The organism is Kerstersia similis (assembly GCF_965139615.1).
In the GTDB taxonomy this organism is placed as follows: domain Bacteria; phylum Pseudomonadota; class Gammaproteobacteria; order Burkholderiales; family Burkholderiaceae_B; genus Kerstersia; species Kerstersia similis.
Genome location: NZ_CBCSIQ010000001.1, coordinates 187,360 through 201,762 on the forward strand (window position 1 = coordinate 187,360; position 14,403 = coordinate 201,762).

The 14,403-nt window shown below is 61.0% G+C and carries 11 protein-coding genes; 4 read left to right on the forward strand and 7 right to left on the reverse strand.

Annotation, left to right across the window (positions count from 1 at the left end; translation table 11 throughout):
• The first annotated feature begins 72 nt into the window (after nucleotides 1-72).
• Nucleotides 73-2,748 carry a pyruvate dehydrogenase (acetyl-transferring), homodimeric type gene (aceE, locus tag ACNA1V_RS00730; RefSeq protein WP_415831652.1) on the forward strand — a complete coding sequence of 892 codons (2,676 nt, stop codon included), beginning with the start codon at nucleotides 73-75 and terminating at the stop codon, nucleotides 2,746-2,748.
• Nucleotides 2,749-2,874: 126 nt separating this feature from the next.
• Here aceE and ACNA1V_RS00735 read toward each other — a convergent pair whose 3' ends face one another.
• From ACNA1V_RS00735 to nrdH, 5 genes are all read right to left on the reverse strand, one after another.
• Nucleotides 2,875-4,062, reverse strand: a complete 1,188-nt coding sequence (locus ACNA1V_RS00735; RefSeq protein ID WP_415831653.1) for a porin — start codon at nucleotides 4,060-4,062, stop codon at nucleotides 2,875-2,877.
• Nucleotides 4,063-4,578: 516 nt separating this feature from the next.
• On the reverse strand, nucleotides 4,579-5,571 hold the full coding sequence (gene nrdF, locus ACNA1V_RS00740; RefSeq protein ID WP_415831654.1) for a class 1b ribonucleoside-diphosphate reductase subunit beta: 993 nt from the start codon (nucleotides 5,569-5,571) through the stop codon (nucleotides 4,579-4,581).
• 29 nt (nucleotides 5,572-5,600) lie between these two features.
• On the reverse strand, nucleotides 5,601-7,751 hold the full coding sequence (gene nrdE / locus ACNA1V_RS00745; RefSeq protein WP_415831655.1) for a class 1b ribonucleoside-diphosphate reductase subunit alpha: 2,151 nt from the start codon (nucleotides 7,749-7,751) through the stop codon (nucleotides 5,601-5,603).
• Nucleotides 7,733-8,137, reverse strand: a complete 405-nt coding sequence (gene nrdI / locus ACNA1V_RS00750) for a class Ib ribonucleoside-diphosphate reductase assembly flavoprotein NrdI (RefSeq protein WP_415831656.1) — start codon at nucleotides 8,135-8,137, stop codon at nucleotides 7,733-7,735. Before nrdI ends, nrdE begins: the two co-directional genes overlap by 19 nt.
• A gap of 119 nt (nucleotides 8,138-8,256) precedes the next feature.
• A complete protein-coding gene (nrdH, locus tag ACNA1V_RS00755; protein WP_415831657.1) occupies nucleotides 8,257-8,478 on the reverse strand; it encodes a glutaredoxin-like protein NrdH in 222 nt (73 codons plus the stop codon).
• A gap of 406 nt (nucleotides 8,479-8,884) precedes the next feature.
• On the opposite strand from nrdH, the gene ACNA1V_RS00760 reads away from it, so the two are divergent.
• Complete coding sequence (locus ACNA1V_RS00760; protein WP_415831658.1) at nucleotides 8,885-9,250, forward strand: hypothetical protein; 366 nt, start codon at nucleotides 8,885-8,887, stop codon at nucleotides 9,248-9,250.
• 119 nt (nucleotides 9,251-9,369) lie between these two features.
• Nucleotides 9,370-10,578: a CynX/NimT family MFS transporter gene (locus ACNA1V_RS00765; protein WP_415831659.1), complete on the forward strand. Its 1,209-nt coding sequence runs from the start codon at nucleotides 9,370-9,372 to the stop codon at nucleotides 10,576-10,578.
• Between the two features lie 82 nt (nucleotides 10,579-10,660).
• Here ACNA1V_RS00765 and ACNA1V_RS00770 read toward each other — a convergent pair whose 3' ends face one another.
• Both ACNA1V_RS00770 and ubiM read right to left on the reverse strand, forming a co-directional pair.
• Entirely contained in the window at nucleotides 10,661-11,581 is a 921-nt protein-coding gene (locus tag ACNA1V_RS00770) for an NUDIX hydrolase (protein WP_415831660.1), read from the reverse strand.
• 20 nt (nucleotides 11,582-11,601) lie between these two features.
• A complete protein-coding gene (gene ubiM / locus ACNA1V_RS00775; protein ID WP_415831661.1) occupies nucleotides 11,602-12,777 on the reverse strand; it encodes a 5-demethoxyubiquinol-8 5-hydroxylase UbiM in 1,176 nt (391 codons plus the stop codon).
• A 266-nt stretch (nucleotides 12,778-13,043) separates the two neighbouring features.
• Here ubiM and ACNA1V_RS00780 point away from each other — a divergent pair, with 266 nt between their 5' ends.
• Nucleotides 13,044-14,126, forward strand: a complete 1,083-nt coding sequence (locus ACNA1V_RS00780) for an AI-2E family transporter (protein ID WP_415831662.1) — start codon at nucleotides 13,044-13,046, stop codon at nucleotides 14,124-14,126.
• Nucleotides 14,127-14,403: the final 277 nt, after the last annotated feature.

Genomic DNA, 14,403 nt, shown 5'->3' on the forward strand with positions numbered 1-14,403 from the left:
CAGGGGCCGCGCAGCACCCCTGGGGCTTGCGACGCGTGTTTAGACAACGCCACAACCACTTGGAGGCCTGCCATGATGCAGTCAAGCGCATTTTCCGACGTTGATCCCCAAGAGACACGAGAGTGGCTCGAGGCGCTGGAGGCCGTGGTGGCGGCCGAAGGGCGGCCGCGGGCGCACTATCTGCTCGACCAACTGAGTGATTTCGACGCCGAACGGCATGGCGATTTGCATGGCCGGGTGACAACGCCCTATGTCAACACCATTGGCCGGGCCCGCCAGCCTGCCTATCCCGGTGATCTGGCCATCGAGCAGCGCCTGAACGCCTATATCCGCTGGAATGCCATGGTGACTGTCCTGCGGGCGGGCAAGCATTCCAATGTCGGCGGCCATATCGCTACCTATCAATCGGCAGCCGTGCTGTACGACGTTGGGTTCAATCATTTCTTTCGTGGCCGTACCGACAGCTTCGGTGGCGACATGGTCTATATCCAGGGTCACTCGGCGCCAGGCATCTATGCCCGGGCCTATCTGGAAGGGCGCATCAGCGAAGCCCAGCTGGACAATTTCCGCCGCGAGGCGGGCCGTGATGGCCTGTCTTCCTATCCGCACCCGCGCCTGATGCCGGAGTTCTGGCAATTTCCGACGGTATCCATGGGACTGGGGCCGTTGACGGCAGCCTACCAGGCGAGGTTCATGCGTTATCTGGAATATCGCGGCTTGCTGGCGCATGAGGGACGCAAGGTCTGGGCGTTCCTGGGCGATGGCGAAATGGATCAGCCCGAGTCGCTGGCAGCCATCGCACTGGGCGGGCGCGAGCGCCTCGACAACCTGATTTTTGTCGTCAATTGCAATCTGCAGCGCCTGGACGGACCGGTGCGCGGCAACAGCAAAATCATCCAGGAGCTTGAAGGCACTTTCCGGGCGGCGGGCTGGAACGTGATCAAGGTCATCTGGGGCAGCGGCTGGGATGATCTGCTGGCACGCGACACGAGCGGCCTGTTGCGCCGCCGCATGATGGAATGCGTGGATGGCGAGTACCAGACCTTCAAGTCGCAGAGCGGCGCCTATGTGCGCGAGCACTTTTTCGGCAAGTATCCGGAGCTGCTCGAACTGGTCGCGCACCTGAGCGACGACGACATCTGGGGGCTGGCCCGAGGCGGCCATGACCCGGAAAAGGTCTATGCCGCCTATGCGCAGGCCGTGCGCACCACAGGGCAGCCGACCGTGGTGCTGGTCAAGACCGTCAAGGGCTATGGCATGGGCGAAGCCGGTGAAGGCCAGAACATCAACCACCAGTTGAAGAAGATGAGCCAGGATGCGGTGCGTGCCTTCCGGGACCGCTTCGGCCTGCCGGTGCCGGATGACCAGCTGGAAGACATGCCGTATCTGCAATTGCCGCCGGACAGCGAGGAAGCACGCTATTTCTCGCGGCGCCGGGCCGAGCTGGGCGGCTATGTGCCGGCACGTTCAGCAGCATTGGCGCCGCTGGCCATTCCGCCCCTGAGCGCCTTCGCCACGCAGTTGAAAGACAGCGGCGAGCGTGGCGTTTCCACCACGATGTCTTTCGTGCGCATCCTGACCACCCTGCTGAAGGATCCCGAACTGGGCCGGTTGGTCATCCCCATCGTACCGGACGAATCGCGGACATTCGGCATGGAAGGCCTGTTTCGCCAGATCGGCATCCATTCCTATCAAGGGCAGCTGTACACGCCCCAGGATGCGGGCCAGCTGAGCTACTACAAGGAGGCACGGGACGGCCAGATCCTGCAGGAAGGCATCAATGAGTCCGGGGCGATCGCCTCCTGGATCGCGGCCGGAACCGCCTACAGCAATCATGGCCTGCCTGCGATTCCCTTCTATATCTTCTATTCGATGTTCGGCCTGCAGCGGGTGGGAGACCTGGCATGGGCCGCCGGGGATGCGCGTACCCGGGGCTTCCTGCTGGGAGCGACTTCCGGGCGAACGACGCTGATGGGCGAAGGGCTGCAACACGACGACGGCCACAGCCATGTGCTGTCTTCCGTCATCCCGAACTGCATTTCCTACGATCCGGCCTACGCTTATGAACTCGCGGTGATCATCCATGACGGCTTGCGGCGCATGTACGTGGCGCAGGAAGACATTTACTACTACATCACGCTGCTGAACGAAAACTATCCGAACCCCGGCCTGCCTGCCGGCGCGGAAGAAGGCATCCTCAAGGGGATGTATCGCTTGCCGCCAGGGCCCGGCGTGGAGAGTGCCGGGCCGGTGCAGGTGCAACTGATGGGCAGTGGCGCGATTTTGCGTGAGGTGATCGCAGCCGGTGAACTGCTGGCCAGGGATTTCGGTATTGCCAGCGATATCTGGAGCGCGACCAGCCTGACGGAACTGCGCCGCGAGGGCATGTCGGCCGAACGATGGAACATGCTGCACCCCGAGGCAGCGCCCAGGATGCCTTATGTGACGCAATGCCTGCAGGCGCATGCCGGGCCGCTGGTGGTGGCGACCGATTACATGAAGATCGTTGCGGACCAGATTCGTCCGTATATCCGGGACCGCCGCGTGATTTCCCTGGGCACGGATGGTTTCGGCCGTTCCGATACGCGGGAATCGCTGCGCGCGTTCTTCGAGGTCGATCGACACTTCATTGTGCTGGCAGCCTTGACGGCCTTGGCTGATGAGGGCCGAATCGAGCGCAGACGGGTGACGGAGGCGATACAGCGCTACGGGATAGATAGCGGCAAGGTGGATCCCGCCAGGGTCTAGGCCGATTCCGTTCCGGGGCAAGGGGGCAAGATACCTGGCCAAAAAAACGGCGCCGCAGCAGGCCATGCTGCGGCGCCGTACCTCCTGTCGGCACCGGGGCGGGGGAAAGCCGGTGCCGGCGCGGGATCAGAAGCGGTGGTTCAGGCCGATCATGACGCCGGTCTGGTTGCTGCCGACGGCAGCGCCGCCCCAGGCGGCCACACCGATGCCGGGCGTGACGCTGACAGCGCTGTTCTTCTGGTTGCGCATGTGGCCGGTGGTGATGTAGCCCGAGGTGCGCTTGGAGAAGTTATAGATGCCGCGCAGGTAGAGGGCGGTCGCTTCGCCGTTGCCGCGGCGGCGGCTGACTGCCATTTCTGCTTCCGAGTCGGAGTTGCTGATCATCCGCACCAGCTGGGTATTGATGACAAAGCGTCCAATGGGATAGGACAGGCCGACAAAGAAGGTGTTGGTCGTGAACTTGATTTCACCCGGGGTGGCGTTGGTATCCGGTTTGTGGCGGCGTTGCATCCAGCCGCCGCTCAGCGTGAGGTCGCTTGTGAAGGTGTAGTAGCCGTTGAGGCCGAAGCGGTCATCGTGCGCGTGCAGGCTGCCCAAACCCCAGAAGGATTCATTGGGGCCGCCGGTAACGCGGTCGAACGCGGCGCCAAAGCCATAGTTGGCGGCGTTGTACTTCACATAGACGCCTTTTTCCTTGCAGGAACCGTTGTGGTTGGTGGCCGAGCCGCCGCAGGTGGTGCCGGAGGGGCCGCCCGTGGCATTGTCGCGGCCAAAGCTGTAGGTGCCGCCGAAGGTGAAGTTGTCGATCTTGTTGGTGTAGCCGATGGCGTTGTCGGCACGCGCATTGGGAATGTAGGGGTCAAAGTTGCCCAGGCCGTGCACGCTGGGGCCCATGACGTCCGCAGGCGACATCAGGTAGAGCGTGGTGGGCGTGTATTGACGGCCCAGCTGGATGGTGCCGTAAGGGCTGCTGATACCCAGAATGGCCGTGCGTCCGAACAGGCGGCCGGCCTGGGCGCTGTTGCCGTCGCCGGGCGAGAAACCGCTTTCGAGCTGGAAGAAGGCGCGATAGCCATCGCCCAGATCTTCCGAACCCTTCATGCCCCAGCGTGAGGGGGCAATGCCGCCGGTGGCAATCGGAAAGCGCGTCAGGCTGGAGGTGCCAGCATCGCTACCCACCGGGCCTTGAGGAACCTTGTTGGTCCACTCGATACCGGTATCAATCATGCCGTAAAGAGTGACTTCCTGAGCCTGGACGGTTGTGGTCAAACATGAGAGAACGCAGGCGGCGGCGAAATAGTGCTTGGTCTTCATGAACTTCCTTGATGTTGTTGGTGGTTGGTGAAAACTGTCTTTTGTTCGGTCTTATTTGTTATTTTTGATAAATAAATCTCGTCAGCCAATACAGGAAAACGGCATCAGTGTTTTTCTGTATGGCGACTTTGAAATTGTTTTGTAACACATAATTTGCGCACGATTTGCGATAATTTTTGGCGTTTCAACGGTAAATCAGCACGTTTTAAACGGATATTTTAAATTTCACGCAATTTTCATGCGATTTTGCTTTGCCCTTGAAATATTTCTTTCCATATGTTAATTAGTTGTTGTTATTAATTAATTGCTGCGTTGCAATATTTTTATGCGAAAAGCGGGGCGCAAAGCTTGCGGCCAGGGGCGGCCGAGCCAGTGCTGCCTGTGCGGTATGGCCTGGCAGCCGCGTGTTGTGCGGGTGCGGCAATGAAGGGTGCGACGGCTGGTGCCTGGCATGATCGCCAGGGCGAAAAAAAACCCTGCCGGAGCAGGGTTTTGGGAGGGAGGGGCGGCAGCAGCCTAGAAGGCCCAGTCCTCGTCTTCCGTGTTGACGGCCTTGCCTATGACATAGGAAGAGCCGGAACCGGAAAAGAAATCGTGGTTCTCGTCGGCGCCAGGGGATAGAGAGGCCAGGATGGCCGGGTTGACGTTGGTGACGGCTGCCGGGAACAGGGATTCATAGCCCAGGTTCATCAAGGCCTTGTTGGCGTTGTAATGCAGGAACTTCTTGACGTCTTCGGTCCAGCCGACGCCGTCGTATAGCTCTTCGGTATAGCGCACTTCGTTGTCGTACAGCTCGTGCAGCAGTTCGAAGGCATAATCCTTAACCTCCAGCCGGCGCGCCTCGGAGACCTGCTCCAGGTTGCGCTGGAACTTGTAGCCGATGTAGTAGCCATGCACGGCTTCGTCGCGGATGATGAGCCGGATCAGGTCGGCGGTATTGGTCAGCTTGCCACGGCTGGACCAGTACATCGGCAGGTAGAAGCCGGAGTAGAACAAAAAGGATTCGAGGAAAACGCTGGCCACCTTGCGCATCAGCGGGTCGTCGGCACGGTAGCGTTCCAGGATCAGGCTGGCCTTGCGTTGCAGGGCTTCGTTTTCCTCGCTCCAGCGGTAGGCGTCATCCACATCCGGCGTCAGGCACAGCGTCGAGAAGATGGAGCTGTAGGAACGCGCATGCACGGCTTCCATGAAGCTGATGTTGGTGTACACCGCTTCTTCGTGTGGCGTCAGCGCATCATGGATCAGCGCGGGGGCGCCAACTGTGTTCTGGATGGTGTCGAGCAGCGTCAGTCCGGTGAATACCCGGATGGTGGTCTGCTGCTCCAGCGGCGTCAGCGTGGCCCAGGCGGGAATGTCATTGGACAGGGGGACTTTCTCGGGTAGCCAGAAATTGCCGGTCAGGCGGTTCCAGACTTCGAGGTCCTTGTCATCTTCGATGCGGTTCCAGTTGATGGCATCGACGCGCTTGAGCCGCTTGGCGGCCAGCGGGCTGGGCGGGTTGGTGCTCATGGCAGTTTCCGTGGTTCTGAGGTGGCGGCTCATAGCGTGCAGGACACGCAGCCTTCGACGGCGGTGCCTTCCAGCGCCATCTGGCGCAGCCGGATGTAATAGATGGTTTTGATGCCCTTGCGCCAGGCGTAGATCTGCGCCCGGTTGATATCGCGCGTCGTGGCGCTGTCGCGGAAAAACAGCGTGAGTGACAGCCCCTGGTCCACGTGCTGGGTCGCGGCGGCATAGGTGTCTATGATTTTCTCCGGCCCGATTTCATAGGCATCCTGGTAATAGGCCAGGTTGTCGTTGTTCATGTAAGGGGCGGGGTAATAGACGCGTCCGATCTTGCCTTCCTTGCGGATTTCGATCTTGGCCACGATGGGGTGAATACTGGAGGTCGAATGGTTGATGTATGAAATCGACCCGGTAGGCGGCACGGCCTGCAGGTTCTGGTTGTAGAGCCCGTGTTCACGTACGGCGGCCTTCAGTGCGCGCCAGTCTTCCTGGGTGGGAATGGCAATGCCGGCCTGCCGGAACAGCTCGGCCACGCGCGGGGTGGCAGGCTGCCAGGCTTGTTCCGTATATTTGTCGAAGTATTCGCCGCTGGCGTATTTGGATTCCTCGAAGCCGGCAAAGCGCTGGCCGCGTTCATAGGCCAGCAGGTTGGAGGCGTGTAGAGCGTGGTAGGTCACCGTGTAGAAGTACATATTGGTGAAGTCCACGCCTTCTTCCGAACCATAGAAAATGCGTTCGCGGGCCAGATAGCCGTGCAAGTTCATCTGCCCCAGGCCGATGGCGTGCGATTGGGCATTGCCATGGGCAATGGAGGGCACCGAACGGATATCGCTCATGTCGGAGACGGCCGTCAGGCCGCGCACGGCCACTTCCACGGTACGGCCGAAATCGGGAGAATCCATGGTCTTGGCGATGTTCAGCGAGCCGAGATTGCAGGAAATGTCCTTGCCCAGGTCCGTGTAGGAGAGGTCTGGGTCGTAGCTGGCCGGCGCATTGACCTGCAGGATCTCCGAGCACAGATTGCTCATGTTGATCCGCCCCTTGATGGGGTTGGCGCGGTTGACCGTATCCTCAAACATCAGGTACGGATAGCCCGATTCGAACTGGATCTCGGCCAAGGTCAGGAAGAATTCTCTCGCATTGATCTTGCTCTTGCGGATGCGCGGGTCGTCCACCATCTCACGGTATTTTTCCGTAACGCTGATATCGCCGAAGGGCTTGCCATAGACGCGTTCCACGTCATACGGCGAGAACAGGTACATGTCCTCGTTGTCGCGCGCCAGTTGGAAGGTGACATCGGGAACCACCACCCCCAGCGACAGTGTCTTGATGCGGATTTTCTCGTCGGCGTTCTCGCGCTTGGTGTCCAGGAAACGCAGGATGTCGGGGTGGTGGGCATTCAGGTACACCGCGCCAGCGCCCTGGCGTGAACCCAGCTGGTTGGCGTACGAGAAGGCGTCTTCCAACAGCTTCATGATGGGAATGATGCCGGAGGACTGGTTTTCGATCTGCTTGATGGGGGCGCCGGCTTCTCTGATGTTGCTCAGCAGGAAGGCCACGCCGCCGCCGCGCTTGGAGAGTTGCAGCGCCGAATTGATGGCGCGGCCGATGGACTCCATATTGTCTTCAATGCGCAGCAGGAAGCACGACACCAGTTCGCCGCGCTGCTTCTTGCCGGCGTTCAGGAAGGTAGGCGTCGCAGGCTGGAAGCGGCCGCTGATGATTTCATCGACCAGCGCCAGTGCCAGGCCTTCGTTGCCCTGGGCCAATGCGAGCGCGACCATGCAGACGCGGTCTTCATAGCGTTCCAGGTAGCGTTTGCCGTCGAAGGTCTTGAGCGTATAGCTGGTGTAATACTTGAAGGCACCCAGGAAGGTGGGGAAGCGGAACTTGCGCGCGTAGGCGTCGGTGAACAGCTGATGGATGAAATCCGGCGAATACTGGCGCAGCACATCGGCCTCGTAGTATTCCTTTTCCACCAGGTAATCGAGCTTTTCCTGCAGGTTGTGGAAGAACACCGTGTTCTGGTTCACGTGTTGCAGGAAATACTGCCGCGCTGCCATGCGGTCTTTGTCGAACTGGATCTGCCCCTGCTCATCGAACAGATTGAGCATGGCATTGAGTGCGTGGTAATCCAGCTCAGTATTGGTGGCGGCTTTCGGTATCAGTGTTGTCGTTTCCAAAATGCTTGCACTCCGTGGCGGACTTTGATGACGTCTTCTTCTGTTCCCAGCATTTCGAAGCGGTAAAGCAGCGGCACCTTGCACTTCTGCGCGATGATGGTGCCGGCCAGGCAATAGGCCGTGCCGAAATTGGTATTGCCGGCGGCGATCACGCCGCGCAGGCGCTCGCGATTGCCTTCGTGGTTCAGGAACTGGATGACGGCCTTGGGAACGGCGCCGACCGGGTGGCCGCCGCCGTAGGTGGGAACAATCAGGATGTAGGGCTCGGGGGCCAGCAGAAAAGCATCACGCGAGGATAGGGGGATTCGGTGGGCCGGTAAGCCCAGTTTCTCGACAAAACGCCGGGTATTGCCGGAACTGGTTGAGAAATAGACGATCTGGCCCATGGTCGGGAATCCTGTTCCTGTGGGTGACGGATGTGCTGGCTGGCCGGTTTTGTGCCTGCTGGGCATGTTTTGCCTGCCAGGCTTTGGTGCCGGCCTGGCCTGGACGCGCGGCCTGCGCGTCAGGCCAGGGTGCTGATTTTGTCGGGGCGGAAACCCGACCAATGATCCGTGCCGGCCACGACGACGGGGGCCTGCTGGTAGCCCAGATCGCGCACCGTCTGCAGTGCTTCGGCATCTTCCGTCAGGTCTATGACCTGATAGGAAATGCCCTGTTTATCCAGCGCACGGTATGTGGCGACGCATTGGACGCAAGCCGGCTTGCTGTAAACAGTAACGATCATGATTGCTATTCCTTGGAATGGTGGGGCAAACCTCCCGCTTACGCGAAAAAGAACAGGGACGTAGGCGGCGGCGGGGCGGGATGCGTGTGAGGGTCTGGAAAGGAGAATAGCAAAATACTACTAGATATAGTGTTTCTATTTTTTAAATACCATAAATGTAGTGGTTGTATTTGCGCCGGAAATGGCGCGCGAACCGCGCCAGGACTGGCTGTCGAGCCGGCTGCCCATGTGTCGCGATATTGTTACGAAGCACAAGGCCATCCCCCTTCACCAGGGAACCGACGCCCGTTCCGGCGCCGGAACCGTGGCGTGGCGGATGGTGTTCAAAGCCTGCTGAATGGCGTATTCTCTCGGCAGCGAGCCGGCACAGAGTGATGCCGGCATTTTTCTGATGCGAAGCGGTGCCATGTTTTACACCTTCCTGCTGTTTCTGATCCTGACTGTGCTGCCTTTGCTGTGTATGAGCTTGCCGGCTTTTTTGCGCCAGTTGCGTGGCACGGATGCCCGGGTGCGGCTGTGGTGGGGCTTGTGCCTGGCAGGCACGGCGCTCTGGGGGCTGGCGCTGGTAGTGTTCTCGGATAGTTGTCTGTCCTTTGGTGGCGGACAAAATGTGTGCCAATCCCAATTGAATCTGCCGGACTGGTTCCGCATGGCGGCGCTGGCTTATGTGCCGCTGGGCGGCGTCGCGGTGCCGGTTCTGTGGTTCATGGTGTTCTATGTCGCGGTGCGCCGTGCGCAGCAGCGCCGGATCCATGCGGGCGAAGACAGCTGAAATCCTGAATGCAGTTGACGCCCAGGGGGAGGGCGTTTTACCGCAGGCGTGGCGCGGCGTCTGTTTTTCTATCTGAACCAATTCAAGACTGCCCTGAGGCAGCATGCAATGGAGCAGGAATGACGGAGACAGAACAACAGACGGCAGCGCCGCGCAGCGCTCCAGCCGTTGGTCAGCGCTTTTGGTATGCGGTGCTGGTGATCTTGATTGCCAGTAATTTGCGGCCGGTATTTCCCAGTCTGGCGGCATTGCTGCCGGAAATCATGGATGCGCTGGATATGTCAGCCGCGCAGGCCAGTTATCTCACGACCTTGCCGGTCATCTGCCTGGGCGTGTTCGCGCCGTCGGCTCCCATCCTGGCGAACCGCTTCGGGGTGGAGCGCACCATGTATTGGGCGCTATTGTTGCTGACAGTCGGCTCCGCGCTGCGTTTCGTCGAATCGCCCGGCGTGCTGCTGTTGGCTTCTGCACTGGCTGGAACGGCCATTGCCATCGGCAATGTGCTGCTGCCTGGCCTGGTCAAGCGCGATTTTCCCCAGCACATGGCATTGATGACGGGCTTGTACACGACTTTTCTGTGCGCGGGCGCGGCATGTGCGGCCGTACTGACCGTGCCGCTGGCGCGTGCGTCCGAGTGGAACCTGGCCTTGGCGGCCTGGGCCTTGCCGGCCGCGCTGGTGGCGGTATGCTGGGGCATCCATCTGCGGCGCCTGCCCGCGCATCGGGCGCCGCCGCGCGCGCCGCAGCGTCCGGCAGCCGTGTGGCGTGATCCTTTGTCCTGGCAGTTGACGGGTTTGATGGGTTTGCAATCGGCGCTGGCCTATTGCGTGTTTGGGTGGTTGGCGCCTATCTTGCGCAGTCGCGGTATGGACGCGGGCATGGCGGGCGTCATGGTGTCGGTATCTATCGTGGTGCAGATGGTGGCCTGTTTGCTGGTGCCGCATTTTGTAGTGCGTTGCCGGGATCAACGCTGGATTGCCAGTGTTCTGGCCTTGTGTGCGGGCGGCGCGCTGCTGGGCCTGCTGTATTTGCCCTTGTCGCTGGCCTGGTTGTGGATGGTGGTGCAAGGGCTGGGCCAGGGAGGGCTGATCGCCTTGGCCATGACATTCATTGTGCTGCGCGCCGCCGATTCTGCCGTGGCCGCACGCTTGTCGGGCATGGCGCAGGGCGGTGGCTATATCCTGGCGGCGCTGGGGCCGTTGATGGTCGGATTGCTGCTGGAATGGACGGGCAGCTATGCCAGCTCGGGGTGGCTCTTCGGCGGTTTGGCCATTGGCGTGGCCGTGACCGGTTGGGGGGCAGGCCAGGGGCGCGTCGTGCGCGCCTGACAGCGGGATACCCGACAGGAACGCAATGGGCGCGCGGATGCCGCTGCGCCCATTGTGGTTTCAGGGTTGCTGCAGCGCTGCCTCAGGATTTCATCAGCGGCAGCCGTCCGCCCGTAGCCAGGGCGCGTTCCATCTGCACGCCGCGGCGAAAACGGTAGAGCTTGGCCGGACGTCCGCCCGTCTGCGTGGAGGCGCCGGTTTCTTCGACCAGATCCTGCTGCGCGATCAGGCGTCGGAAATTCTGTTTGTGCAGGCGTCGGCCTGCCAAGGCCTCGACGGCTTGTTGCAGTTGCAGCAGGCTGAAGCTGGCGGGCATCAGCTCGTAAATGACTGGTCGATACTTGAGTTTGGCGCGCAGGCGCGTCATGGCGGTGGCGAGAATGCGGCGATGGTCGTATAGCATGCTGCGCCCTGGCAGCAAGGGGCTGCCGGCAGTGGGCGATTCCGGCACCAGGCCGGCCTCGTAGAGCAATTCGTAGCGCGGCAGCGTCCGTTCTTCGTCCCAGATATCGTTTTCCAGGCCGAACAAGGCACAGCAGCGTTGCCACTGGCGTTCGCGCAGGCCGCGCGGCTGGGCCTGGGCCCAGGCTTGCAGGCGGGTGGCGATATCCGCAAACAGGGCGGCATTGCTATCGTCACGCCGGTCTTCCCAGGGGAAATATTCGTACCAGCTGCGCCAGCTGGCATCCAGATCCGCCGGCGCATCGCCAGCCAGAGTCAGGCCGAGATAGCTGATGGAGATGGTACGCATGTCCGGCGCGTCCGCATGGCGGCCGCGATCGGCAAAGGTGTAGAGCTGTTCGAGATAGCCCAGCGGATGGTGGGTCTGGGCTTCTACCCAGCCACGCAAGCCGGCTTGCAGCGAACGGTGCGCCATCACGAAGGGGCCGGCCGGGAAGGTCAGCCCGCCTTGGGTGGTCAGAACGGAGGGGGCCTGGCTGTCGGCGGCGGCCAGGACGGCTACCAGTTCGACAGACAGGGTATCGGAAGCCAGAGTCTGCATGGCGATGAGAGGCGTCCGTGTCAGGTCAGTCGCGATGCGACGAAGCGCTTGAACGGGCTGGCCGAACTGGCCAGGCGCAAGGTGGCCTCGCGCAGCAGGCGTCCTGGTGGCGTGTCATTGGTGAACATGGCAACCACCAGATTGGTAGAGAGAAACAGCGGCAGGGTGTGCAGCCGGTGGGCGCGTTCATAGCGCTTGAGCCAGCTGCTGTCACCGATGTCGGCATTGCGGCGAGCGGCGGTCAGCACCTGGCGCGACAGGCTGGCGACGCTGCGCAGGCCCAGGTTGAAACCATGGGCGGTCACCGGGTGCATGCCGACGGCAGCATCGCCAACCAGCGCAAAGCGCGGTCCGGCAAAACGATAAGCATAGACGCCGACCAGCGGATAGACATGGCGGGTGCCTGCTGTTTTCATTTGTCCGAGGCGGTGGTCGAAGCGTTTGCCCATTTCCTCGGCGAAGGCCGCGTCGTCCAGCGCTTGCAGGGCCTGGATCTGGTGGTGCGGCAAGGTCAGCACGGCAGAGGCCTGGCGGCCGTTGAGCGGCAGCAGCGCCAGGGTCTGTCCGTAACCGAACCATTCCCAGGCGACATGGCCGTGGTCGGCTTCATGTTCCAGCCGGCCTACCATCATGGATTTGCCGAAATCATGCATATAGGCGCCTATGCCCATGGCGCGCCGCATCGAGGAAAAGCGGCTATCGGCGGCGACCAGCAGCCGGGTGCGCAGTTGGCGGCCATCCGCCAGGCGCACCAGCGTGCTGTCCGGGCCCGGTTCCACGCCGACCGCGCTGGCGCCGTCAAGCACTTCGATGCCGGGCCGGCCGGCCAGCGCCTGCCAGGCGGCACGCCGGATACAGTGATTGGGCACCAGCCAACCCAGCTGTTCGCTGCCACCGGCCTGCGCAGTAATGGCCATCGGATGGTGCGAACTGCCATTGAACACATGGGCGTCGCGCAGCAAGGAGATCTCGGCGTCGGGAATCAGAGGCCAGACGCCCAATTCTTCGAGCAATTGGCGCGACTCGTGCGACAGGGCGATCTCGCGGCCGTCAAAGCCGGGATCGGCCAGGCTGGCGGCTGGCTGCTGTTCAACAAGGGTGACGGACAGGCCGCCCGCCGACAGGGCGCGTGCCAGGCACAGGCCGGCGGGGCCGGCGCCGACGATGACGACATCCTTTTCCGCAGCGTGGGTCATGTGGTACTCCAGAAAGACGATAGGCGGCAGTTTAGAGCCTGTTGGCAGGCGGCGCCATGCCAGGGGCAGGCGCGCTTGATCCAGCACAAGCCGGGCTGAAGGCCGCGCCCTGCATCATACTCAATGCGCGTCCAGGACGCCGTGAGCCCGACTGCAGTCTGTTGCACAAATATGCCCGGATAAACGGGTTTTCGCTTAGTATTCACCAGCCGCGCCCAGGTTTTCCCTTAGCGGCGTTCTTCCTTATATTTTTTACAGTGGCGACTATGCGCTCTGCACATTTGCACTATCGGGTCTTCGTCCTGTTGCTGGCGGTGGTTTCGCTGGCTTTTCTCTGGCTCATGCTGCCGTTCTTCACGGCGATCTTCTGGGGTACGGTGCTGGCGGTGCTGTTCATGCCCTTGAATCAGTACATGTTGCGCCTCATGCGTGGCCGAAAGAACCTTGCGGCATTTGTGACCTTATGCGCGGCTCTGCTATGCGTGATCCTGCCCGTGGCGTTCATTACCGGGGCGCTGGTCAAGGAAATCATTGCGCTCTACGAGCGCATCAGTTCCGGGCAGCTTAATTTTTCGCTGTACTTCCACCAGATCATCAACGCTTTGCCGCCTTCCCTGCAGGAATATGTGGTGCGGCTGACAGGAGAGGAAACCGGCGGGCAGGGGAAAGTGGCATCTACCATCATGCAGATCAGCCAGTATGTGGCGTCCCATGCAGTCAGTCTGGGGCAGAACACGCTGCAATTCGTGGTGGGCGCAGGCATCATGATGTACCTGCTGTTCTTCCTGCTGCGCGATGGCACTTGGCTGTCGCAGCGCATTCGCCGTGCGGTGCCGCTGAGCGACATGCACAAGCAAAACCTTGCCCGCAACTTCACCACCGTCGTGCGTGCGACCGTCAAGGGCAACATTGCCGTGGCTGCGGCCCAGGGGCTGCTGGGCGGGCTGAGCTTCTGGTTCCTGGGGATTCAGGGCGCCTTGCTCTGGGGCGTGGTCATGGCGTTCCTGTCCTTGCTGCCGGCCGTCGGCGCCAGCCTGATCTGGGGCCCGGTCGCCATTTATTTCCTGGTCACCGGCGCCACCTGGCAAGGCGTCTTCCTGCTGCTGTATGGCGTCCTGGTGATCGGTCTGATGGACAATGTGCTGCGTCCGCTGCTGGTAGGTAAGGACTTGCGTATGCCTGACTATCTGGTGCTGATTTCCACCTTGGGCGGATTGACGCTGTTCGGCCTGAATGGGTTTGTGATGGGGCCGCTGATTGCTGCTTTGTTTATTGCTGTCTGGAATCTTTTTGTGGATATTCCGACCGCACCATCCGATCGTCATGGCCGTAATGCCCATCTTCGTTAAAGCTTGAAAAGACCAGGATTGATGCGCTTTTTGAGGGTATTACGGTTCGCACGGCGGCTTTTCCGCAGCGATTCCGGATGCCCTCGGAAATACAATTTAAAAAATTTCCGATTTTCCGATTGACTGCGGCTGAAATTCCAGTCATAGTGGAGACGCAGATGGTCAAGCGACGCGGGTTTCAGTACACCAGTCGCCCAGTGTTGGTATCTAGGTTGTGTTCGACGTCCCTTCCTTGATCGTTTCTGGCAATCCCGGGCGTTTCGCCCGTTTATTCAAG

Coding starts and splice junctions, on each gene's coding strand:
- nrdF (WP_415831654.1), bottom strand. CDS start 5,571: ATGAGCACCAACCCGCCCAGCCCGCTGGCCGCCAAGCGGCTCAAGCGC.
- nrdH (WP_415831657.1), bottom strand. CDS start 8,478: ATGATCGTTACTGTTTACAGCAAGCCGGCTTGCGTCCAATGCGTCGCC.
- nrdI (WP_415831656.1), bottom strand. CDS start 8,137: ATGGGCCAGATCGTCTATTTCTCAACCAGTTCCGGCAATACCCGGCGT.
- ACNA1V_RS00780 (WP_415831662.1), top strand. CDS start 13,044: ATGCGCTCTGCACATTTGCACTATCGGGTCTTCGTCCTGTTGCTGGCG.
- ACNA1V_RS00760 (WP_415831658.1), top strand. CDS start 8,885: ATGTTTTACACCTTCCTGCTGTTTCTGATCCTGACTGTGCTGCCTTTG.
- ACNA1V_RS00735 (WP_415831653.1), bottom strand. CDS start 4,062: ATGAAGACCAAGCACTATTTCGCCGCCGCCTGCGTTCTCTCATGTTTG.
- aceE (WP_415831652.1), top strand. CDS start 73: ATGATGCAGTCAAGCGCATTTTCCGACGTTGATCCCCAAGAGACACGA.
- ACNA1V_RS00765 (WP_415831659.1), top strand. CDS start 9,370: ATGACGGAGACAGAACAACAGACGGCAGCGCCGCGCAGCGCTCCAGCC.
- ubiM (WP_415831661.1), bottom strand. CDS start 12,777: ATGACCCACGCTGCGGAAAAGGATGTCGTCATCGTCGGCGCCGGCCCC.
- ACNA1V_RS00770 (WP_415831660.1), bottom strand. CDS start 11,581: ATGCAGACTCTGGCTTCCGATACCCTGTCTGTCGAACTGGTAGCCGTC.